The 22463-nt window shown below is 56.3% G+C and carries 18 protein-coding genes; 14 read left to right on the top strand and 4 right to left on the bottom strand.

The window, feature by feature from the left end; genetic code table 11:
* Positions 1-13 precede the first annotated feature (13 nt).
* A complete protein-coding gene (locus SD425_RS02840) occupies positions 14-943 on the top strand; it encodes a YitT family protein (RefSeq protein ID WP_324675193.1) in 930 nt (309 codons plus the stop codon).
* Between the two features lie 17 nt (positions 944-960).
* Here the strand turns inward: SD425_RS02840 and SD425_RS02835 are convergent, their stop codons facing one another.
* Positions 961-1356, bottom strand: coding sequence for a hypothetical protein (locus SD425_RS02835; RefSeq protein WP_324675191.1), 396 nt, complete (start codon positions 1354-1356; stop codon positions 961-963).
* A 353-nt stretch (positions 1357-1709) separates the two neighbouring features.
* Between SD425_RS02835 and msrA the strand changes: the two genes are divergently transcribed.
* The 3 genes from msrA (at position 1710) to SD425_RS02820 (ending at position 4601) form a co-directional block, all read left to right on the top strand.
* Positions 1710-2375: a peptide-methionine (S)-S-oxide reductase MsrA gene (gene msrA / locus SD425_RS02830; RefSeq protein ID WP_324675188.1), complete on the top strand. Its 666-nt coding sequence runs from the start codon at positions 1710-1712 to the stop codon at positions 2373-2375.
* Positions 2376-2465: 90 nt separating this feature from the next.
* A complete protein-coding gene (locus SD425_RS02825; RefSeq protein WP_324675186.1) occupies positions 2466-3638 on the top strand; it encodes a methionine aminotransferase in 1173 nt (390 codons plus the stop codon).
* 180 nt (positions 3639-3818) lie between these two features.
* Positions 3819-4601, top strand: coding sequence for an amidohydrolase (locus SD425_RS02820; protein ID WP_324675184.1), 783 nt, complete (start codon positions 3819-3821; stop codon positions 4599-4601).
* Between the two features lie 13 nt (positions 4602-4614).
* On the opposite strand, the gene SD425_RS02815 is transcribed toward SD425_RS02820, so the two are convergent.
* Positions 4615-6879 (bottom strand): T9SS type A sorting domain-containing protein, encoded by a 2265-nt coding sequence (locus tag SD425_RS02815; RefSeq protein WP_324675182.1) that lies wholly within the window; start codon positions 6877-6879, stop codon positions 4615-4617.
* A gap of 142 nt (positions 6880-7021) precedes the next feature.
* Between SD425_RS02815 and SD425_RS02810 the strand changes: the two genes are divergently transcribed.
* Entirely contained in the window at positions 7022-8326 is a 1305-nt protein-coding gene (locus SD425_RS02810) for a UDP-N-acetylmuramoyl-tripeptide--D-alanyl-D-alanine ligase (RefSeq protein ID WP_324675180.1), read from the top strand.
* A gap of 90 nt (positions 8327-8416) precedes the next feature.
* Here the strand turns inward: SD425_RS02810 and rfbC are convergent, their stop codons facing one another.
* Positions 8417-8959, bottom strand: coding sequence for a dTDP-4-dehydrorhamnose 3,5-epimerase (rfbC, locus tag SD425_RS02805; RefSeq protein ID WP_324675177.1), 543 nt, complete (start codon positions 8957-8959; stop codon positions 8417-8419).
* 60 nt (positions 8960-9019) lie between these two features.
* Complete coding sequence (locus SD425_RS02800; protein WP_324675175.1) at positions 9020-10159, bottom strand: glycosyltransferase family 4 protein; 1140 nt, start codon at positions 10157-10159, stop codon at positions 9020-9022.
* Positions 10160-10419: 260 nt separating this feature from the next.
* On the opposite strand from SD425_RS02800, the gene SD425_RS02795 reads away from it, so the two are divergent.
* The 9 genes from SD425_RS02795 to fucP all read left to right on the top strand — a co-directional run bounded on the left by SD425_RS02795 (position 10420) and on the right by fucP (position 22448).
* Positions 10420-11583: an esterase-like activity of phytase family protein gene (locus SD425_RS02795; RefSeq protein ID WP_324675172.1), complete on the top strand. Its 1164-nt coding sequence runs from the start codon at positions 10420-10422 to the stop codon at positions 11581-11583.
* 260 nt (positions 11584-11843) lie between these two features.
* Complete coding sequence (locus SD425_RS02790; protein ID WP_324675170.1) at positions 11844-14597, top strand: family 78 glycoside hydrolase catalytic domain; 2754 nt, start codon at positions 11844-11846, stop codon at positions 14595-14597.
* Positions 14598-14730: 133 nt separating this feature from the next.
* Positions 14731-15888: an ABC transporter substrate-binding protein gene (locus tag SD425_RS02785; protein ID WP_324675168.1), complete on the top strand. Its 1158-nt coding sequence runs from the start codon at positions 14731-14733 to the stop codon at positions 15886-15888.
* Between the two features lie 4 nt (positions 15889-15892).
* Positions 15893-17047, top strand: a complete 1155-nt coding sequence (locus SD425_RS02780) for a CaiB/BaiF CoA-transferase family protein (RefSeq protein ID WP_324675166.1) — start codon at positions 15893-15895, stop codon at positions 17045-17047.
* Between the two features lie 3 nt (positions 17048-17050).
* A complete protein-coding gene (locus SD425_RS02775; RefSeq protein WP_324675163.1) occupies positions 17051-18217 on the top strand; it encodes a CaiB/BaiF CoA-transferase family protein in 1167 nt (388 codons plus the stop codon).
* Complete coding sequence (locus SD425_RS02770; RefSeq protein ID WP_324675161.1) at positions 18207-19448, top strand: extracellular solute-binding protein; 1242 nt, start codon at positions 18207-18209, stop codon at positions 19446-19448. The genes SD425_RS02775 and SD425_RS02770 overlap by 11 nt, the downstream gene beginning before the upstream one ends.
* Positions 19441-20541 (top strand): Gfo/Idh/MocA family oxidoreductase, encoded by a 1101-nt coding sequence (locus SD425_RS02765; RefSeq protein WP_324675159.1) that lies wholly within the window; start codon positions 19441-19443, stop codon positions 20539-20541. The genes SD425_RS02770 and SD425_RS02765 overlap by 8 nt, the downstream gene beginning before the upstream one ends.
* Before the next feature lie 136 nt (positions 20542-20677).
* Positions 20678-21121: a MaoC/PaaZ C-terminal domain-containing protein gene (locus SD425_RS02760; protein ID WP_324675157.1), complete on the top strand. Its 444-nt coding sequence runs from the start codon at positions 20678-20680 to the stop codon at positions 21119-21121.
* Between the two features lie 19 nt (positions 21122-21140).
* The gene (fucP, locus tag SD425_RS02755; protein WP_324675155.1) at positions 21141-22448 is read left to right on the top strand and encodes an L-fucose:H+ symporter permease; all 1308 of its coding nucleotides are present in this window, start codon (positions 21141-21143) and stop codon (positions 22446-22448) included.
* The last annotated feature ends 15 nt before the right edge of the window (positions 22449-22463 follow it).

Raw genomic sequence — 22463 nt, 5'->3', positions numbered from 1 at the left:
AAACCCCACACTATTGAGTCAAAACGAACTACCTATCTCCGTTTCGAGTACGAGCCCGGCGCTCATCAACCACCATGGACGTAATGCTTGGGTCCGCCGACAACTTCTTCAGATCTGCTTCATCATAGCAGGCATCTTTTCAGCAGCACTTGGCCTTGAAAGCTTTCTGCTGCCCAACGACTTCATTGACGGCGGTGTGACGGGCATTTCCCTGCTAACCCGTCAGCTCACCAAGTTGCCGCTGCCGCTGCTACTGATTGTATTCAACATTCCGTTCGTAGTGCTAGGCTATTTCCAGATCAGCCGAGCGTTTGCATTTCGCACACTGCTGACTATCGCAGGCCTAGCATTAGTACTGCTGGTCTGCCACTTTCCCGTTCTGACCTCCGACAAGCTGCTTAGCGCAGTGTTCGGAGGCTTCTTTCTCGGTGCCGGTATTGGCCTCACGATTCGCGGCGGCGCAGTGCTCGATGGCACCGAGATTTTGGGTGTTTACATCAGCAAAAAGACGCCCCTCTCTCTTGGAGACATTGTGCTGGTTATCAACATCCTGATTTTTGGCGTAGCGGCCTTGCTGCTTTCCATCGAAACGGCCCTTTACTCAATTCTGGCGTATCTGGCCGCGGCCAAAACGATGGACTTCATCATTGAAGGCATAGAGGAATACACCGGCGTCACGATTATTTCGCCAAAGAGTGAAGCCATCCGGAAGATGATTACCGAAGAGCTAGGTCGCGGGGCGACACTCTACATTGGTAAGCGCGGCTACGGCTCGGACGGTGACCAGCTCGATACGCTGGACATTATTTTCACTGTAACGACTCGCTTAGAGGTTACGCAGTTAGTCGACGAAATTGAAAAGATTGACCAGCAAGCCTTTGTTGTGATGCACAGCGTCCGCGACACCAAAGGAGGTTTGGTCAAGAAGCGTCCTCTGCACTAGCCTACCTAGCTTGCGGGCTACATCTGAACCAACCATGCCTTGGCTGTCTCGACGTTATCGAACGTCAGCACGACGGGCTGGGTGGTGTGTTGCAGCGTCAGGTCAGTTGAGAGGCGGCTGAATACGTTAGGCGAGTATACCCAGGCAAAATACTCCAAACCGGCATCCTTCATTGCCGGAAACCAAACGTGGCCGCCCCACTCTGCCGCATCCGACCACATGCTCGTCACCAGCCGGTTATCGTTCAAAACTTTGTGGCAGCGCTCCGCCTTCATAAAGTCAAGCATCTGCAAGCAACCTTGCTTGACGCTGTCGAAATCCTGGTCTCCAACCCACTCCGCATACAGCCAGTCGTTTCTATGATCGAAGCTGATTTCAATAGTTGGGCTTTGTAGCAATGAGCGTAAGAACATAACCAATGCAAATGGGCGTGGAGGGCAGCAGGCAGTATAATAATAGCAAGATGATGGTCGCGCTTCGAAACAATCCTACTGCTAACAATCTGAACGCCTTACGTAATTACACGAATTAGGATACATCATTTAAGCACCGCGGTGTACTGGCGCGCCCTTGTATGAATGCCAACCTACTGACAATCAAAAGGCGAGTTTGAAAATCTTCTTGCCTCTTTTTGTGTTCAAGAAGTACACTAAACAGCTAGGTACACTCTAGTAAGAACGAGGCAGCAGCTTAGCGGCCTTTTATCGCCTCGTCCCGACCGTTTGCTTAGCTGTTTCGTACATCCTTGCCCACGTACTTCTTCCCCATGGCAAAATTGAAAATATACCTGTTAAGCTTGCTGCTAGGAGCAGTGGGCTGCTCGCAGAATACTTCTGACGCGCAAGGCGTCGTACGCTCGACAGCTGGTCCGGCGCCGAAAGACCTAAAAGGGTTGGCCGTAGCTACTTTTGCCGGAGGGTGTTTCTGGAGCTGCGAGGAGACGTTTGAAGAGCTACGCGGCGTGCGCGCGGCGGTGTCGGGCTACGCGGGCGGCACCGTAGCGCAACCTAGCTACGAGCAGGTAGGCAGCGAGAATACCGGCCATGCTGAATCGGTGCAGGTCTACTACGATCCGAAGCAGATCAGCTACCAAACCCTGCTCGACGTATTTTTTCTAGGTGCCCACGACCCGACGGAGCTAAACCGCCAAGGACCTGATGAAGGTCCGCAGTACCGGTCCGTGGCTTTTTATCGCACGCCCCAGGAAAAGCAAGCCATTGAGGCAACTATGAAGCGTGTCAATGCTTCGAAGCACTACCCAGAGCCCATCGTGACGCAAGTAGCGCCGTTCAAGCAGTTCTGGCCCGCCGAAGAGTACCACCAAGGATTCTACCGTTTGCACCCGAATCAGTCTTACATCCGGGCGGTATCGGAGCCGAAAGTGGAGAAGTTTCAGAAAGCCTTCAAGGACAAGCTCAAGAATCCACTGTAGTCTTACGGGTAGTAACAGTATGAAATGTAGCGCGGAGCACTTGCTTCGCGCTACATTCGCGTTACGCCACCTAGCTTTACCTCTGTTCCTATGTCTTTGCCGCCGCTCGTCTCCAAGCTGCCCGATGTTGGCACCAGTATTTTTACCGTGATGACGCAGCTGGCGACGGAGTGCGGCGCTATCAACCTAGCCCAGGGCTTTCCGGATTATGATCCGCCCCAGGCCCTGACCGAAGCGTTAGCCCGGCATGCCCGCACCAGTGGTCACCAACAGTATGCGCCTATGCCAGGCCTGCCTCGGCTACGGGAACTGATCAGCCAGAAAACCGCGCAGCTCTACCACGTACCGGCGCCCAACCCCGCTACCGAAGTTACGATTACCAGTGGCGCAACGGAGGCGCTGTACGCTGTGCTAGCCGCCGTCGTGCGTCCCGGCGATGAAGTGATAGTACTCGAACCAGCCTATGATCTTTATGGGCCAGCCATCCGATTACAGGGTGGCATTCCCGTGTACGTGCCGCTACCCGCGCCCGATTTTCGCCACGACTGGGACGCTGTAGCTGCGGCGCTTTCGCCGGCCACCCGGTTGATTATGTTGAATTCACCGCATAATCCAACCGGAGCCGTTCTGGCGTCGGCCGATCTAGATCAGCTAGCGGCGTTGCTCCGCAACACGGCCACGCTGGTACTCAGCGACGAGGTGTACGAACACATGGTGTACGATGGGCAACAGCACTACAGCGTGCTCCAACAACCCGAACTCGCCGAGCGGGCGTTTGTGCTGTCGTCTTTCGGTAAAACGTACCACGCCACGGGCTGGAAGGTGGGCTACTGCATCGCCCCGCCCGCCCTCACAGCCGAACTACGACGCGTGCACCAGTTTCTCACGTTCAGTGTTAGCACGCCTACACAGCATGCCCTAGCTGATGTGCTAGGTGATGCTGCGCACTACGAGACGCTGTCGGCTTTTTACCAGCGAAAGCGCGACCTGTTCACCGAGCTAATGCAGCCTACTGGTTTTGAGCTGTTGCCGGCGCCCGGCGCCTACTTCCAACTCGCTCGCTACGCGCAGCTTTCGGCAGAAGATGATTATACGTTTGCTCAGCGGCTCACGCGAGAAGCTGGCGTAGCAGTTGTACCCGTTTCGGCCTTTTATCATCATGGGCGCAACCAAGGACTGATTCGTTTCTGCTTTGCCAAACGTGAGGAAACCTTGGTAGCCGCAGCCCAAAGGATACTGAAGTTTTGTGCCAATATCCAGTAAACACACTCATCTGGCCCTTCTTTGGCGAAGAATATTTTTATAAACTAATTTGTATATTACTAATAATCAGAGCAAAGTAGCTGCTTAAGAATTAACAACAATACTTTGCACTATTTTACTTTTTTTTATCAATTTTTCATTTCATATTTCCAAATAATTCATTCGCAGATCTGTTTACTAATGCCTGATTTCACGCTCTCATTTATCCAAAAGTCATTGCAGTGGCACGATCCGGTGGCTAATCTTGCCGAGTTTAGCCGCTACATCGAGCAGATATCTATTCCTACTGATCTGATTGTCTTACCCGAGATGTTCACAACGGGCTTTACGATGGAAGCCCCATTAGTAGCTGAGACGATGGACGGGCCTAGCCTTGCGTGGATGCGCAAGACCGCCGCCGCCAAAGATGCCGTCGTAACGGGCAGTCTCGTAATTCGCGACGAGAATGGCAGCTTCTACAACCGCCTGCTGTGGGTGCGGCCTGATGGCTCGTTGAACTATTACAACAAGCGTCATCTATTTACGATGGCTGGGGAGCACAACACGTATCAGCCGGGCACCGAACGGATTGTAGAAGAATGGCGCGGCTGGCGCATCTGCCCGCTCGTGTGCTACGATCTACGCTTTCCGGTATGGAGCCGGAATCTAGCCAGCGCTCCTTATGACTTGCTGCTGTACGTCGCTAACTGGCCGGGCGTGCGCCGCACAGCCTGGACCACCTTGCTCCGTGCCCGCGCCATCGAGAATATTGCTTACACCGTAGGCGTCAACTGCGTAGGCGTCGATGGCAATGGCAATTCGTACACCGGTGACTCTGCCCTTCTGGATATGCGCGGCGAGTATTTGGTAGAGGTAGGCAACCAAGAAACCAGCATCACTCGTGCGCTGCGGCGCGCTGATTTGGAATCATTCCGAGCCCGCTTTCCTGCTTTGCAAGACGCAGACGAATTCAACCTTTCTTAGCTTAGCCAAGCCATTATTGCACCACGAGTCGCTGCGTGACCAATACGCCGTCGGAGGTTTCGCAGCGTACCATGTACAGGCCAGCCGATAATCCATCAAGCGCTAACGTATGCTGACGCGCAACTGTAGGACTTACGCGCACCGTCCGCCCCATAACGTCGAGCAGCGCGACGCGCACCGGTTTAGCCGCCTCGATGGTAGCCGTTGCCGTTGCTGGGTTGGGGTACACACTCAGCGCTAGCGCCGCTACAGCGGCCGGAGAAGTAGCTAGCACGGTGCTGCGGGCTGCCATGGCTACCACGCCACCGGTTTCCAGACCAACCAACAACTCAGGTACATTGTCACCATTCAGATCGGCGGCCACGGGGGCGAGGCGGCCCGAGCCTAGCCTAGCACCCTGATACTGCCCTGTAATCGGATTGTACAGCACATCAGTGCGGTCGGTAAACAGCCCGGCTTGCGCCCGATAATTTGGAAATAGGTGCAGATCGCCGGAAGCGTCAGCCGTAAGTAGATCAGGCTTTCCGTCGGCGTCGAAGTCAGCCACGGTGGGGTGCAGGTTCACGGGGCGAGTGCCGGTCGTGGTCCGGATCTGCCCGAAGTCGTTGCTAACTAAGCTAAAAGCCTGGCTCAGCGGCTGGCTGCCTGTGTTGCGATAGTAGCGCAGCGAATAGCCAGGAAAATCGGCCGTATTAATGTTCGTTCCCAGCAACAGATCTACATTCCCGTCGCCGTCTACGTCGGTGAAGCAGGGCGCGTCGTAGCTGCGGTTGGGAATGCCCGTAATGGCTACCGCGGCACCCACGTTGAAGACGGCAGGCTGTCCGGCAGCCGCCGTATTCAGCACGTAATAGATGCTATTCTGGTTTTGTACCGTCGTGGAGAAAGCTAGGTCCAAGGCGCCGTCGCGGTTCAGGTCGACCAATACCGGCTTCAAGCCCGCAAAACGTCGGCTCGACAGACCTAGGTAGTCGGTGCTCATGAGTTTGAAGATAGGCTTAGTGCGGCTGCCCACGTTGCGATAGTGATACAACGACGAACGATAACGGCCATTAGCGTTGACCCGACTGGTGCTACCTACCAGCATATCCAGCAGCCCATCACCATCTAGGTCGCCCAGCGCTGGCGCGGCTCCTTCGCTCACCTCAATCATGTCGCGCTGCAAGAAGTCAGACTGCCGAAAAGCAAAGTTAGGTACGTTGCTGGCACTCGTATTCTCGTAGAAAACCACCACCTGCCGCGAGTCGACTGTATCTTGATTATCATACAGATTCGGCGCTACTACTAAGTCAGGGCGGCCATCGAAGGTCACGTCTACGGAATAGGCGGCTGGAAAATTGGTGATGCGTACCGGCTTGGTTCCTGCGGGAAAGTTGGTGTTCACGCTGCTGGCCGACATTGTTGCTTGTAGCGCCGTCCCTTGGTTCGTCAGACTTATTAGCTCGGTGCAGTAGTCGCGGCCCGTTAGCACGTCTTGGTCACCATCGCCGTCGAGGTCAATGGCCAGCAAGTTGCGGCCGCTGGTGTGGTTTACTTGCCCTGGCCGGCACGACACATTCCCGAACAAAAACTCGGTGCAAGTAGCCGTGCAGCCGTACAGGTTTGCCCACGTTGGAGTCTCCTGCCGAAAACTGAGGCCACCACACGCGGCGCTATTATTCAAGTAAAGCTCTACCGTAGAACTTGATATCCAATCGAAGGTGATGATATCGAGCTTACCGTCGCCATTTATGTCGCGGATATCGGGCATGTTGGCGCTGCCCGTAATGATGTTGCCGCTGTTGTTGGTGGTGTTGAAGAACGAAAGCTGGTCATTGACGAGTTGAAAGCTAGGTCGGCCACCCGCCCCAGCCACGTTCCGAAACAGGCGAATATTTCCCCCTGGCGCCCAGGCAAATAAGTCGGGGCGATTATCACAATCATAATCGCGCAGCAACGCCCACCCTTGCAGATCGGTTGGAAATACCGCCGCGTATTCGGGGGCTAGCTTCCAGGCACGGCCACCCGTTGGTGCCCCTACATTAAGATACGTGACGGACCGTTGCGACATGCGGTCGAATACATAGAGGTCGAGCTGGCTGTCGCCGTTGAGGTCAATGGTGGAGAATTGCGGCGAATTGAACCCGCCCGCCCACGCATTGCGCAAGGTATCGGTGCCGTGCACTACTTTTGCCGCTGCTTGGTACTGCCAGCCAAACGGCTGCCCCGATTGCGCTTGCGAAGCTAGGTTTTGACCAAGCAGCAGAAAGAAAAACCCGAACAGTAATCGTTGCAGCATAGAACCAGGAGTGCAGAATGGATAGCTTCAGCTTAGTAAATGCATGAACGGCTAAATGGTTCACGCTAGTACCTAGTGCAACACTCCTTTTAAACCTAGCTACCCGTTTCCTTCTCCCACTCAGCTCTACTCAGTTACCAATATGAAAGATGTAGCGGCGCTTTACGCCCACTACCAGCAGTGCACCGCCGTCAGCACCGACTCGCGGCAGGCGCAAGATGGCACCTTATTCTTTGCCTTGAACGGACTTAGCTTCCGCGGCCGCGACTTCGCTCCGCAAGCGTTGGACAAAGGAGCCCGGCATGCGGTAGTAGATGATGCTGACCTAGCCGCCACCGATCCGGCCCGCTACACCTACGCCCCCGATCCGCTCGAAGCGTTGCAGCAGCTAGCTCAATACCACCGGCGTCAGCTTACCATTCCGGTGCTGGCTATTACGGGCTCCAATGGCAAAACCACGACGAAAGAGCTGGTGAATGCGGTGCTGAGCCGCCGCTACCGGGTGCAGTACACGCGTGGCAACCTGAACAACCACATTGGGGTGCCGCTCACGCTGCTCAGCATCCGCCCCCACGAGCACGAGCTAGCTATTGTGGAAATGGGAGCCAACCACCAGGGCGAAATTACGCTACTAAGCAGCCTAGCCGAACCGACACACGGCTTGATCACGAATATTGGCAAGGCGCACTTAGAAGGCTTTGGCGGCGCCGAGGGTGTGGCTCGTGGCAAAAGTGAGCTGTTTAAATACCTAGCTGCTCACAACGGTACAGCCTTCATCAATACTGCCGACCCGCAGCTACCCGGCCTTGGTGCACAGGTAGCGCAACGCGTGACTTATCCGAATGCCGGCGACACGTATCCGGCGCAGCTAGTGCACACGGGTAAGGCGACCGTTACGCTGCGCTTGTTCGACAACACCTTGGTAGACGCCCAAATCACTGGTGATTATAACTTCCCGAACCTTGCCGCCGCCGCCGCAGTAGGCGCTGCCTTTGGGGTGCCGGTTGCCGATATTGCGCAGGCGTTGGCCGGCTATTCGCCCACCAACAACCGCTCGCAGCTAGTACAAACTGGGCGCAACACGCTCGTGCTCGATGCTTATAATGCGAACCCTTCCTCCATGGCAGCGGCCCTAGCAAGCTTCACGCAGCGCCCCGGCGATGCCACCGATAAAGTGGTTATTCTAGGCGACATGTTTGAGCTAGGTCCTGAAAGCATCACGGAGCATCAAGCCCTAGGCCAGTTGCTAGTTAAATTGCCCATTGGCTTCGTGGCGCTGTGTGGTCACGAAATGCGCTACGCCGCCGAGGCTAGCCGTACCTTCCACTATTTCCCCACCAAAGCCGAAGCGGCTGCTTGGCTCCAGCAGCAGCAACTGCAAGGCCGCCAAGTCCTGATAAAAGGCTCCCGCGGGATGGGCCTGGAAACGTTAGTAGAGTTCTTATAGAGTGACTGAGTGGCTTCGCACTGAGTGACTGCATATTTGTTACCGCACCTAGTTGTCCGGCTACCCAATACTCAGTCACTCAGTCACTCACTAAAAAGGGCTATCGAACTCGGCTAGGGTAGGTAGCACTTGATCTTTGGCCGATACAGTTGGGTTCGTTACGCCCCATTCGATGTTAAGCTGCGGGTCGTTCCATAGCAGGCCACCCTCAGCCTGCGGAGCGTAGTAGTCGGTGCACTTGTAGAGAAACAACGTGTTGTCTTCCAACGCCGTGAAACCGTGTGCGAAGCCCACGGGTACATAGAGCATGTTGTAGCGTGTGGCATCTAGCTCCACCGCCAAATGCTGACCATAGGTTGGCGAATCCTGGCGAATGTCAACGATAACGTCGAGGGCACGGCCTGCTGCTACGCGTACTAGCTTGGCCTGGGCATGCGGCGGGCGCTGGAAGTGCAACCCACGCACTACACCCCGGTCGGAGCGCGACTGGTTGTCCTGCACCCAGTTGCCTGCTACCCCAGCTTCTGCCATCCGCTTCTCGCTGAACGATTCGAAGAACGCGCCGCGAACATCACCAAAAACGCGGGGTGTAATTTCTACTACGCCCGGTATATCAAAGTACTTGAACTCCATTTAGATAATAACTAGAAATTATAAATCACCTACTCCGCAGAAGGCAATCGATGCGGAAAGTTATGCTTTAGGCGCGAAACGGCGACTGGCCTGCGTAGCCTCCATTACCACGCGCAAATACTTGTCGAGCACAATGCGCTCGTCGAACTTCTCAACAGCTAGCTGACGGCTAGCCTGTCCCATGGCATGCAAGGCTTGATCGGAGAGTCGCAGGATTTGCAGCATTTTCTCGGCTAGGTCGGCCCCGTCGCGCACTTGGCAGAGGAAGCCGTTATGCTGGTCAATCACGGTTTCGCGGCAGCCGGGCACGTCGGTAGTCACGATAGGTTTGCCCATGGCGGCGGCTTCGAGCAGCGTTTTGGGCGTGCCTTCGCGATAAGAGGGCAGCACCACGCAATCGGCGCGGCCAATGTGCTCGGCTACGTTGTCGGAGGTACCTAGGTATTCGATGTTGCCGGCTTGGAGCCATTCTTCAAACACGACGCGCTTCACGCCAATATTGCCCGATTCGTCGATGCCGCCGAGCAGTTGCACGCGCGTACCAGGCACAGCCACCCGCACCCGCCGAGCCGCTTCAAAATATTCTTCAATTCCTTTTTCGTAGAGCACCCGCGCAATCATAAGAAAGGTAAACGGCTGCTGGCGCTGAAATTCGGTGGCGGGGTGAAAGCGCTGCACGTCGATACCCGAACCTGGCAGCAAGTCGGTGATTTCGGGGCGCACGAGTTGGTGCTGCAAGAAAAGCTGCCGGTCGTCGTCGTTCTGGAAAAACACACGGTGCGGAAACTTGAACGCAAACCGATACAGCCCCAGCGCCACCCGGCTCACAAAGTTCTGAATGAGGAACACCGTGCCGAGGCCCGACACATTATTGACGCACGGAATACCGGCTATGCGGGCAGCTAGGGTCCCGTAAATGTTGGGCTTGATGGTGTATTGCAGCACCACGTCGGGCCGCTCGCGGCGGTACACCTGGTAGAAGCGGCGCGTGAGCTGGGCGTCTTTTACGGGGTTGGTGCCCTTGTTCTCCATCCGGATCGGGACGTAGCGGCAACCTAGCTCTGTTTCCAATCGGGCCGAGTAGTCGTCGGGCGGCGCGATGGCCAGCACTTCGTGCCCGGCGGCTTGCAAGGCCTTCACTAGGCTACGACGAAAGTTCCAGATGTTCCAGGAGGTGTTAATAACAATAGCGACGCGCATGAACCACGAATTATTCAGGCCGCAAAGGTAAAAGCTAATTAAAGTAACCCAGCTATTTAGGATAAGATACCGGATAAGTGCTACCTTATCCCGCTTCTTTCGCATTTCTAACTCAATCGCTTAGCACAAGCTCCTAAGAGTTTGCCGCGTGCGTACCAAGCTAGGGGGCCGTGCAGGTAACAGTTTTATAATGCGCCCGCCTTTCGTAATTCTCGTTCTTTGCTGCTCATCACCCTTTTCTTCACCCTCAACCTAACCCTATGAAGCGTTTTTTCCCTCTTGCCGCCGCGGTTTTTGCCCTCGGCACCACGCCGTTTCTGACAGCTTGCGACGAAGACACCTTGCCAGAAATTGACACGTCTATTCGCGTGAAGTCTTTGCGCTTCATTGGGGAGAAGATTGTCCCATTCCAACAGAGCTACAACGGCACCACGCTCGGCGGCTTTTCCGGCATCGACTACCGGGCCGACAACGACACATACTACATTATGTGCGACGACGCTTCGGCGCTGCAACCAGTGCGCTACTACACCGCTAAGCTAGCTTTCGATAAGAGCCGCTTCGAAGGTGTTACGTTCACTTCCGTAACAACGCTCAAGCGCCCCGACGGTAGCAATTACCCCAGCACTACCGCTGACCGCTACAATAGCATTGACCCCGAAGGCATCCGCTACGACGCGGCCAGCAAGCACATCGTTTGGACGAGCGAAGGTGTGCGCAACGTGACCGTGACGCCGCCCGTGCTGACGAACCCTTTCCTACGGGAGTCGACCACCGAAGGCGCATTCGTAGCCGACTACTTGGTGCCACCTATTTTTCAAATAAAAGCCACTGAGAACGGTACCCGTTCTAACGGCTCATTCGAGGGCTTATCCTTCAGCCCAAGTGGCCAGTATACCTTCACGGCGTCGGAAGAGCCTCTGTATGAAGACGGTCCGCGCGCTGATTTCAACGTGGAAGGCTCACCCATCCGCATCATTAAGTACGACAAAGCCACCCGCCAGCCCATTGCGCAGTACGCGTATCGCCTCAACGCGGTGCATAAAGCACCGATTCCGGGCGACCAGTTCCGTCTGAACGGCGTGGTAGAAGTGCTGGCGCTATCTGACACCAAGTTGCTGACCATGGAGCGTTCCTACGCCGTGGGGGCCACGCCCGATTATTCAGTTAAGATTTATGAAATCGACCTAGCCGGTGCCACCGATGTGTCAAACAGGACGCTACAAGGCTCCGATTACACCACCGTGAGCAAGCGCCTCGTGCTCGACGTAGCCACCACTGGCATCAACCGGGTCGATAATATCGAAGGCTTTACGTTCGGCCCGAAACTCTCCAACGGGCACCGCTCGTTGGTACTGGTAGCCGACGACAACTTCAGCAACAGCCAGATATCTCAGTTTCTGGTGTTCGAGGTGATGCCGTAACTAAACCCACTTTGTCAAAAAGGCTCCTCCTGCGAGGAGCCTTTTTTGTTGGCCGTTGGCGAAAGAAGCACCAGCACTCACGGTTAGTTTTCGGTAAGCTCGGCCAAAACAGGAAAGTGCATAAGAGTTATGCGCACTCAGCGGAAGATATTGCCCTTCTCTAGTGCCTGTTAGCATATCCTGATCCTCCGCTACGCGGTGGCCCCTGCCACCGTGATTCCCGCCAACTACCTATGCCTAGGCTATTCTTGCTAATCCTTGTGCTAAGCACCTATTTAGCTTCTGCCCAACAGCTTGTTCTTAAAAAGCTTACCTGCGAGTACAAAGCAGATCCGAAGGGCATAGAGGTAACGGTGCCGAGGCTAGGTTGGCAACTGAATACCGACCGACGCGGAGCTAAGCAGCTGGCTTACCGTATCTTGGTGGCCGATACGCCCGAGCTGCTCAAAGCCAACACGGGCAACGTCTGGGATTCGAAGAAGGTCAATTCCGGTGCTTCTATTCAGGTAGCTTACGCCGGCAAGCCCCTGCAGCCCACCAAGAATTACTACTGGAAGGTAATGGCTTGGGACAACCAGAACACCGCTTCGGCGTGGAGTTCTTCGGCCAAGTGGCAGATGGGCTTACCCGCAAAAGCCGACTGGAAAGGCGCCCGCTGGATCGCCTACGAGCAGCTCCCTGATTCGAGCAAAAACGTTCTGCCCACCGACGGCAAAAAGGACCGCTATTATGGTAGCAATACGCTGCCGCTGCTGCGCAAGAGCTTCACACTCAAGAAAAACATCAAGAAAGCTACCATCTTCGTTTCCGGCCTAGGTCACTTTGAGCTGAGCCTGAACGGGCAGAAAGTAGGCGAGCATTTTCTCGACGCCGGCTGGACCAAGTACGACCAAGAAGCCCAGTATGTGACCTTCGACCTCACCGAGCGCCTGAAGGCGGGCCCGAATTCGTTGGGCGTGATGCTCGGCAACGGCTTCTACTACGTGCCGCCGGTGAAGGGACGCTACCGCAAGCTGAAGGTGGCGTTTGGCTACCCCAAGATGATCTGCCGTCTGCTGGTAGAGTACGCCGATGGCACTACGCAGAACATTCTCAGCGACCAGTCTTGGCGCACGGCACCTAGCCCTATCACGTTTTCCAGCATCTACGGCGGCGAAGATTACAACGCCACGCTCGAACAACCCGGCTGGGACACCCCTAGCTTCCAGGAACCGAAAGGTAATTGGAAACCCGTGTTGCTGGTAGACGGTCCGCCGCGCCTAACGAGCCAGCTACAAGAGCCGCTGAAGGTGTTTGAGAACTTCGCGCCGAAGAAGACTACGCAGCCCGTAGCGGGTACTTGGGTGTACGACCTAGGTCAGAATGCTTCGGGGATCGTGCAACTCCAAGTGAAAGGCCACAAGGGCGACACAGTCCGCATATGGCCCGCCGAGTTGCTGAAGGAAGACGGTACTATCAACCAGAAAAACGCGGGCAGCCCTTATTACTTCCAGTACATTCTGAAAGGCGAAGGCACCGAAACCTGGCAGCCTCGCTTCTCTTACTACGGCTTTCGCTATCTGCAAGTGAAAGGCGGCGTGCCACAAGGCGAAGCCAACCCACAGAATGCACCTCAGCTAGTAGCGCTCAAAGGTTTGCACATCCGTAACGCCGCTGAGCGTGCGGGCGAGTTTGCCTGCTCCAACGAGTTATTCAACCACACCCATACGCTCATCGACTGGGCTATCAAGAGCAATATGGTGAGCACCTTCACTGATTGCCCCCACCGCGAAAAGCTCGGCTGGCTCGAACAAACGCACCTGATGCTCAGCTCGGTGCTCTACAACTACGATGTACCCGATCTGACTCGGAAGGTGCTACAGGACATCCGCAGCTCGCAACTGTCCAACGGCCTCGTACCGGAAATTGCGCCCGAGTACGTCAAGTTTGAGTGGGGTGGCGACATGTTCCGCGACTCGCCCGAGTGGGGCAGCACCAGCATCATCACGCCCTGGTACCTCTACCAGTGGTACGGCGACCGGCAGACGCTCGCCGCTAGCTATCCCACCATGCAGCGCTACATTGCCTACCTCGGCACCAAAGCCAACGGCCATATCTTGTCTCAGGGCCTGGGTGACTGGTACGACCTAGGTCCCAAGCCGCCAGGTGTGTCGCAGCTCACGCCGATGGGCGTGACCGGCACGGCCATGTACTACTACGACCTGACGCTGCTGAGCAAAATTGCGCGCCTACTCGGCAAGCCCCAAGATGCTGCTAGCTACGACCAGCTAGCGGCCGAAGTGAAAACCGCTTTCAACGCCAAGTTCTTCAACAAAGACACGAAACAGTACGCCACCGGCAGCCAAGCTGCCAACGCCATGGCCGTGTATATGAAGCTCGTAGAGCCCCAGGATAAGGCGGCGGTAATCGAGAACATTGTGAAAGACATTCGCAGCCGCAACAACAGCCTCACGGCTGGCGACATCGGCTACCGCTACCTGCTGCAAGTGCTCGACGAGGAAGGCCGCTCCGACGTCATCTTCGACATGAACAGCCGCTCCGACGTGCCCGGCTATGGCTACCAACTCGCCAAAGGCGCCACCGCCCTGACTGAATCGTGGGCGGCCTTGCCAACGGTATCCAACAACCACTTCATGCTCGGCCACCTGATGGAGTGGCTCTACGGCGGCCTAGCAGGTATCCGCCCCGCGAAAGATGGCGTGGCCTTCAACAAGATCGACATTCGGCCCGAGCCGGTGGGTGATGTCACGGCAGCCAAAGCCAGCTACCACTCGCCCTACGGCTTGATTATCAGTAATTGGAAGAAAATTGGCAACACGTTCGAGCTAACGGCGACTATCCCGGCTAACACCACGGCCACCATCTATTTGCCTGCCATGGCTTCTTCCAAAATCGTGGAAGGGACCCAGCCCTTAGCGCAGCACCAAGACTTGAAACTGCTAGGTATAGAGCGAGGCAAAGCACGGATTAGTGCTAGCGCTGGTACTTACCATTTTGTGGTTAGCACTAACTAGTTCATTTGTCATCCCGAGCACAGCGGGGAATCTGGATAACAAACATAGGAGGCTAATCCAGATTCCTCGCTGTGCTCGGGATGACAAAATACACATCACTCCACCCCCCTACTCCGCTTGAAAACAAACTAAAATGGCCGCCGAGAGAATCGTATTAAAAGGAATTACCTGGAATCATAGCCGCGGCTTCGTGCCGATGACGGCTACCGCGCAGCGCTTCAGCGAATTGCACCCGAATGTGGATATCACGTGGGAGAAACGCTCCTTGCAGCAGTTCGCCGATATGTCCATTCAGCAGCTCGCCGAGCGCTACGATCTGCTCGTGATTGACCATCCGTGGGCAGGTTTTGCGGCGCGTACGCAATCTATCTTACCCTTGGATGAGCACCTGTCGGCGGAGTTCCTGGCCGATCAGGCGCAAAACACGGTGGGGCATTCCTTCGAGAGTTATTCTTTCAATGGTCACCAATGGGCCCTAGCTATTGATGCCGCCACGCCGGTAGCTTCCAGCCGCCCCGACTTGCTAGCCGAGCATGGCCTTCAGCTCCCTGAAACCTACGAAGACCTGCTCGCTCTCGCCGACCGCAAGCTGGTAGCCTTCTCACTCATTCCGATTGACACGCTGATGAGCTTCTACATGTTCTGCTCGTCTTTGGGGGAAGATCCGTGTCAGCAGGAAGAGGTAGTCGTGAGTGAACACGTTGGTATTCAGGCGTTGCAGCTTTTCCGCCAGCTTGCTAGCCGCGTCGATCCGGCGTGCTTCCACCGCAACCCCATTCAGGTGTACGAGGCCATGACGCTGACCGACGATATTGCGTATTGCCCCTTTGCCTACGGCTACTCCAACTACTCGCGCCGCGGCTACGCCCGCAAGCTGCTGCACTTCCACGACATGATTACGCTCAACGGCGAGTCGCGCCTGCGCAGCACATTGGGCGGCACTGGCCTAGCTATTTCGGCCAAGTGCCAGCACGTGCAAGAAGCCGCGCAATACGCCGAGTTCGTGGCCTCGCCCACTTGCCAACAGACGTTGTACTTCGACAACGGCGGCCAACCGGGCCACCTCAGCGCCTGGCAAGATGAGTACGTGAATAGCCAGAGCAGCAATTACTTCGCTTCCACGCTGCCGTCCTTGCAACGCGCTTTCCTCCGACCTAGGTACCACGGCCACATGTTCTTCCAGGACCACGCCGGTGAGCCAGTGCGCCAGTATCTAATGAACGGCGGCGACGAAGCCACGCTGCTGAAGCAACTGAACGACCTCTACCGTGAATCCCGAACCAAAGAGTAAGCAAATGAAGCCATTAGAAGGTATTCTGGTAGTAGAGTTTGCGCAGTTTCTGGCAGCTCCCTCAGCAGGCTTGCGGCTAGCCGACTTAGGGGCCAGGGTTATCAAAATTGAGCGCCCCGGCAAGGGCGAAGCAGGGCGGCAGATTGCGATTAAGAACCTCTTTATTGACGGGGACAGCCTGGTATTTCACACTATCAACCGCAACAAGGAGTCGTACGCCGCCGACCTGAAAGACCCCGAGGACCTAGCCCGTGTGCGCAAGCTGGTAGCCCAGGCCGACATCATGACCCACAACTTCCGGCCGGGCATCATGGAGAAAATCGGGCTGGATTATGAATCGGTGCGCGGCATCAACCCGCGCATTGTGTACGGCATCGTGACGGGCTACGGCAACAAAGGACCATGGGCCGCGAAGCCGGGGCAGGATCTGCTGATCCAGTCGTTGTCAGGCCTCACGTATTTGTCGGGCACTAAGAACGACGGGCCGGTGCCGTTTGGCATTGCCGTGGCGGATATCATCTGTGGGTCGCACTTCACGCAAGGCTTGCTGGCGGCGCTGCTCAAGCGGGCCAAAACCAAGCAGAGCGTGCTGGTGGAAGTGAGTTTACTGGAATCGGTGCTCGACATGCAGTTCGAGGTTATCACGACGTACCTGAACGACGGCGGCCAACTGCCCTCGCGCAGTGGCGCCCGCGGCACAGCCCACGCTTACCTCAGCGCGCCCTACGGCGTGTACCCGACCCAAGACGGCTACCTAGCCCTAGCCATGGGCAACCTCCCCAAGCTTGACGCGAGCCTAGGTTGCGGCATCTTGGATGCATATCCTAGCCCTAGCTCCTGGTTTGAGTACCGCGACGACATAGCGGCGTTGCTTACCGACAAGCTCCAAACCAAGGCGACCAAAGAGTGGCTCGCCATCTTGGAGCCCCAAGACATTTGGTGCGCCGAAGTACTGAACTACCAGCAAGCGACTCAAACCCCTGGCTACCAGGCTATCGGCATGCAGCAGCACGTGAAGCTGCCCGACGGCCACGACCTAGCCACCACTCGCTGCCCCATCCGCATCGACGGGCAAAAGCTGTACTCCGACAAGGCCGCTCCCAGGCCCGGCGTGGACACGAAGCGCATCAACGAGGAGTTTAACCTGGCCGACCACTAACCGATGAAACCACTCGAAGATTATTTAGTCGTTGATTTTAGCCAGTTCCTTTCCGGCCCGTCTGCCAGTTTGCGGCTGGCTGATTTTGGAGCTAGGGTCATCAAGATTGAGCGCCCCGAGACGGGCGACATTTGCCGGCACCTGTACACCTCCAACGTCATCATGAATGGCGAGTCGTCGGTGTTTCATGCCATCAATCGCAACAAGGAAAGCTTTGCCGCCGACCTGAAAAACAGCCAAGATCGGGAGTACATCACCGAGCTCGTGCGCCAAGCCGACGTAGTGATGCACAACTACCGCCCCGGCGTGATGGAGCGCCTAGGCTTCGACTACGCCAGCGTAAAGCAGCTGAACCCCAGCGTGGTGTACGGCGAAATCTCCGGCTACGGCACCGAAGGCCCGTGGCGCGACAAACCAGGCCAAGACCTGCTGCTACAGTCGTTTTCGGGCCTGACGTGGCTCAGCGGGAATGCCAGCCATGGTCCCGTCCCAATGGGCCTTTCCATTGTGGATATGCTGGCTGGTGCCCAATTAGCGCAAGGACTGCTGGCGTGCCTGGTGCGTCGTAGCGTGCGAGGGGAAGGCGGCTTGGTGCAGGTGAGCATGCTCGAATCAGCGTTTGACTTTCAGTTTGAAACTATCACCACTTTCTACAACGATGGCGGCGTGCTGCCCGAGCGCACGGAAAGCAACAATGCCCACGCCTACCTCGGGGCGCCCTACGGCATTTACCAAACCAGCAACGGCTACCTAGCCTTAGCCATGGGCTCCATCCCGGTGCTTGGCAAGCTTCTGAGCTGCGAACCGCTCCTAGCCTACACCGAAGTAAGTGAGGCCTTTTCCAAGCGCGACGAAATAAAAGCTACCCTAGCCGAACACCTGCGCACCGGCACCACCGAGCAGTGGCTAGCCATCCTGGAACCCGCCGATATCTGGTGCGCCGATGTGCTGACCTGGGACAAGCTCATGCAGCACGACGGCTTCAAAGCCCTCGACATGCTGCAACACGTGACCATGACCGACGGCTACCAATACCAGACCACCCGCTGCCCCGTGCGCATTGATGGCGAGCTGCTTACCTCCCCGAAAGGCTCGCCCAAGCTAGGTCAAGACAACGAAGCGCTGCTTCAGGAAATAGCGAACCTAAAAGCCGCTCGTCATGACGCCTGACACCCAGCCTTTCCGCATTGCGGTGCGCAAGTTCGGCCCGTTTGAAAGTGCGATGGAGAAGCTGTGGGCTAGCTTTTGCGAGCACACGGGCTGCCAGCTACAGGCCGAGATGGTGTCCATGGACTTGCACCCACTCCATCAAAGTCTGCTCACTGACGAAGGCTTGCTCAAGGGCGATTGGGATGTGGCCCACATCAATACCGATTGGCTCTTAGAAGCTTATACAGCTGGCGCCCTCGAAAACCTAGCGCCGTACTTAGCCGAAAACCCGCCCACCGACTTCCCCCAAGGGTGGAGCCAGTCACTGCTAGGCATGCAGCAATACGGCGACGATGTGGCGGGGCTGCCTTTCCACGACGGCCCCGAGTGCCTGATCTACCGCAAGGATCTGTTTGAAGACCCTGCTGAGCAAGCTGAGTTTCAGCGCCAGCACGGCAAGCCCTTGCAGCCGCCTCAAACCTGGGAGGACTTCCACACCGTCGTTCGTTTCTTCCACCGCCCCGAGCAACACCTCTACGGCACCATCGTGGCCGCCTACCCGGACGGCCATAATACGGTGTTCGACTTCTGCTTACAGCTTTGGTCAAGAGGCGGCAAGCTGGTGGACGAGCAAGGCCGCGTGCAGATCAACACACCGGAAGCTAAGGCTGGCCTAGCTTTCTACCGCAACCTGCTGCGCGACAAAGAAGCCATTCACCCTAGCTCCGACACCTACGAGTCGGTGCAGGCGGGCATGGCTTTCATGCGGGGCGAAGCAGCCATGATGATCAACTGGTTTGGCTTTGCTTCCATGTGCGAAGTGGATGAAAGCTCGGCCGTGAAAGGCAAGGTAGATATTACCACCATTCCGCAAGGCCAAGGCGGCAAGCCTTGCTCTTTGAACGTGTATTGGCTGTACGCCATTGGCGCCGGCAGCCAACACAAGCAAACGGCTTACGACTTTATCTGCTTCGCCGTCAACCCACAGAACGACAAGCTGCTGACTTTGGAAGGCGGCATTGGTTGCCGTCTCTCGACGTGGCACGATGCCGAGGTAAGCGCCACGGTGCCTTACTACCACAAGCTAGCCATGCTGCACGAGCAAGCCGAGAGCCTGCCGCAGAAAAGCACATGGGCGAAAATCGCCAGCATCATTGATGAAGTAGTGCTGCAAGCCATTGGCACCGACCAAGATATAGAACAGCTGCTAGCCGCAGGTCAATCAAAAATTAATTCGTTTGAGCATGTTTGAGATAAACGGCACCCCCATCCAGTACAAGCCAGTACTGCCCAAAAATCCGCTGCCCATCGTGATTATAGGAGCGGGTGGCATCGTAGGCGACGCGCACTTGCCCGCTTATAAAAAGGCCGGCTTCGAAGTCGTGGGCATCACCAACCGCACCCGAGCACGCGCCGAGAAGCTAGCTGCCGAGTGGGGCATTCCGCACGTGTATGACAATGTAGCTGATGCCGTAGCGCACGCGCCGAAAGATGCCGTGTACGATATCACCATCATGCCCGAGCAGTTTGTCGAGACCCTGAACCAGTTGCCCGATGGCTGCGGCGTACTGATTCAGAAGCCCATGGGCGACTACTTCTGGCAGAGCAAAGAGATACTGGAAGTTTGCCGGCGCAAAAACCTAGCTGCCGCCATCAACTGTCAACTGCGTTTCGCGCCCTACGTGAGCGCCGCCCGCTCCATGCTCGCGCAAGGGCTGCTTGGCGAGTTGTACGACCTGGAAGTGCGCGTGACGCTGCAAACGCCTTGGGAGCTGTTTCCGCACGTGATGGTGCATCCGCGCCTGGAAATTCAGTACCACAGCATTCACTACATCGACCTGATTCGGTCGTTCCTAGGTGAGCCGCACAGCGTGATGGCCAAAACCTTGAAGCACCCGGCTAAGTCCTTGTCTTCCTCTCGCTCCACCATCCTGTTTGACTATGGCGACACGATGCACGCCGTCATCAATACTAACCATGACCACTCCTTCGGCCCTGAAAACCAGGAGAGCTTTATCAAGTGGGAAGGCACGAAGGGCGTCATCAAAGCTAGAATGGGCTTGCTAATGGATTACCCGCACGGCGTGCCCGATAAGTTCGAGTACTGCATTATGGAAGAAGGACAAGCCCCCACCTGGCACACCGCGGAGCTAGAAGGCTCCTGGTTCCCCGATGCTTTCATGGGTACGATGGGCAGCCTCATGCAATACAAGCAGGGCGAAATCGGTGTGCTGCCCACCAGCGTGGAAGACGTCATCAAAACCATGGCTGTGGTAGAAAGCGCCTATATTTCAAGTGACCAAGGCGGCGTAGTCGTGGCTGATCAGCTTACCACAACCAACTAGCAGACCGTCATGCTGAGCTTGCCGAAGCATCTCGCGTGCAATAGTAGTCCTAGCAAAGGGAGGTACTCCTGCACGCAAGATACTTCGGCAAGCTCAGCATGACATGCGCTAACAATTATCAACCGATAAGTATTGCATGTATTTCAAATCCACCTTCTTCGAAGATTATCAGCTCGGCGACAAACGGGTGACCCTAGGTCGCACCATCACCGAAACCGACTTTGTGGTGCACGCCGGCCACACCGGCGACTTCTTCCCGCACCATATGGACGCCGAGTGGTGCAAGACTCAGCCTTTCCAGCAGCGCATTGCTCACGGCACCATGATCTTCAGCATCGGCATCGGCCTGACGGCTTCCGAGATTAACCCCGAGGCTTTTTCCAAGGGCTACGACCGACTGCGTTTTGTGAAGCCGGTATTCATTGGCAACACTATCCACTCTGAAGTCACGATTTCAAACAAGGAAGAAGGCAAGAAGCCAGGCTACGGCACCGTTACTGAGCACGTGGAGGTGCTCAACGAACACGGCGAAGTGGTGCTAGCTTGCGACCATCTGCTCGTGGTGAAACTACGTTCCTAACCCCAAAACCCACTAGCTAATGGCAATTGCAACGAACTCAGCACCCACGGCGACAATTGCCGAGGGCACCGGCCGCCGGAATTACACGTTCCCGTTTATTCTGGTCACGTGCCTTTTCTTCCTGTGGGGCATGGCCCACAACCTCGACTCCATCCTGATTCCGCACCTCAAAAAGGCGTGCCAATTGAACAACCGGCAGTCGACGCTGGTGGATACGGCGGTTTTCTTGGCGTACTTCCTGATGGCTATTCCGGCGGGCGTGCTGCTCAAGAGGCTAGGCTACAAAGTCAGCATCATTGTGGGGTTAGTGACGTTTGCGGCGGGCGCGTTCTTGTTTTTGCCCGCGGCTAGTGCGCGTTCGTATGGCTTGTTCTTGCTGGCTCTGTTCATCATTGGTTGCGGCCTTACCATCCTGGAAACCACGGCCAACCCATACGCCGCCATTCTCGGCGACCCGGCTAAATCAACCCAGCGCCTAAACCTAGCGGCTTCGTTCAACGGCCTAGCTGCCATGGTTGCGCCCATCATCGGCACCAACCTGATTCTATCGGGCAAGGAGTACAGTGAGCAGGCGCTAGCGGCCATGTCGGAAACGGCTCGCAATGCCTACCTGACCCAGGAAGCCGCGGCCGTGAAGATGCCGTACTTCGTGCTAGGTTGTATTTTGCTGCTAGTAGCGGTGCTGTTTTACTTCATCTCGCTCCCCGAAGTGAAAGCCGAAGAACAGGAGCCTTCGCAGGGTGGCGGCTTCTTCGCGGTGCTGAAACACAAGCACTTGCTCTGGGGCGTCATTGCGCAGTTCTTCTACGTAGGGGCGCAGGTATGCGTCACGAGCTTCTTCATTCGCATGGCCAAGCAGGGCGCGAGCGTCGACGAGAAAACCGCTGGCTACTACCTAGGTGTCTATGGCCTGCTGTTTATGGCTGGGCGCTTCGTGGGTACGGCGCTGCTCAAGTACGTTTCGTCGCAGAAGTTACTTTCCATCTACGCGGTGGCGGCCATTTTGCTGTGCGCCGTGGCAGTATTTGGCGACGGCGCTTACGTGATTTACGCCCTCGGCGGCCTCGGTTTCTTCATGTCCATCATGTTCCCCACTATCTTCTCGCTCGGCATTGCTGGCCTGGGCGACGACACCAAGCCCGGCTCCTCGTGGCTGGTAATGTCGATTGTGGGCGGCGCCATCATCCCCTACATCATGGGCACCGTCATCGACATGCAGGGCGACGCCACGCAGGCCGGCTACGTGGTACCGCTAGTGTGCTTTGTGGTGGTGCTGTACTTCGGCCTAAGCGGCTACAAAATCAACAAGAACATGCAGCATGCCTAACGGCTGCTTATGCTG

The sequence above is a fragment of the Hymenobacter sp. GOD-10R genome (genome assembly GCF_035609205.1).
In the GTDB taxonomy this organism is placed as follows: domain Bacteria; phylum Bacteroidota; class Bacteroidia; order Cytophagales; family Hymenobacteraceae; genus Hymenobacter.
Note: the sequence above shows the minus strand (reverse complement) of the source record. Positions and strands in the feature narration are given on the sequence as shown.

Bases quoted from the DNA above. Each gene is read 5' to 3' on its own strand.
- SD425_RS02835 (WP_324675191.1), bottom strand. From the start codon at position 1,356: ATGTTCTTACGCTCATTGCTACAAAGCCCAACTATTGAAATCAGCTTC.
- msrA (WP_324675188.1), top strand. From the start codon at position 1,710: ATGGCAAAATTGAAAATATACCTGTTAAGCTTGCTGCTAGGAGCAGTG.
- SD425_RS02825 (WP_324675186.1), top strand. From the start codon at position 2,466: ATGTCTTTGCCGCCGCTCGTCTCCAAGCTGCCCGATGTTGGCACCAGT.
- SD425_RS02820 (WP_324675184.1), top strand. From the start codon at position 3,819: ATGCCTGATTTCACGCTCTCATTTATCCAAAAGTCATTGCAGTGGCAC.
- SD425_RS02815 (WP_324675182.1), bottom strand. From the start codon at position 6,879: ATGCTGCAACGATTACTGTTCGGGTTTTTCTTTCTGCTGCTTGGTCAA.
- SD425_RS02810 (WP_324675180.1), top strand. From the start codon at position 7,022: ATGAAAGATGTAGCGGCGCTTTACGCCCACTACCAGCAGTGCACCGCC.
- rfbC (WP_324675177.1), bottom strand. From the start codon at position 8,959: ATGGAGTTCAAGTACTTTGATATACCGGGCGTAGTAGAAATTACACCC.
- SD425_RS02800 (WP_324675175.1), bottom strand. From the start codon at position 10,159: ATGCGCGTCGCTATTGTTATTAACACCTCCTGGAACATCTGGAACTTT.
- SD425_RS02795 (WP_324675172.1), top strand. From the start codon at position 10,420: ATGAAGCGTTTTTTCCCTCTTGCCGCCGCGGTTTTTGCCCTCGGCACC.
- SD425_RS02785 (WP_324675168.1), top strand. From the start codon at position 14,731: ATGGCCGCCGAGAGAATCGTATTAAAAGGAATTACCTGGAATCATAGC.
- SD425_RS02780 (WP_324675166.1), top strand. From the start codon at position 15,893: ATGAAGCCATTAGAAGGTATTCTGGTAGTAGAGTTTGCGCAGTTTCTG.
- SD425_RS02775 (WP_324675163.1), top strand. From the start codon at position 17,051: ATGAAACCACTCGAAGATTATTTAGTCGTTGATTTTAGCCAGTTCCTT.
- SD425_RS02770 (WP_324675161.1), top strand. From the start codon at position 18,207: ATGACGCCTGACACCCAGCCTTTCCGCATTGCGGTGCGCAAGTTCGGC.
- SD425_RS02765 (WP_324675159.1), top strand. From the start codon at position 19,441: ATGTTTGAGATAAACGGCACCCCCATCCAGTACAAGCCAGTACTGCCC.
- SD425_RS02760 (WP_324675157.1), top strand. From the start codon at position 20,678: ATGTATTTCAAATCCACCTTCTTCGAAGATTATCAGCTCGGCGACAAA.
- fucP (WP_324675155.1), top strand. From the start codon at position 21,141: ATGGCAATTGCAACGAACTCAGCACCCACGGCGACAATTGCCGAGGGC.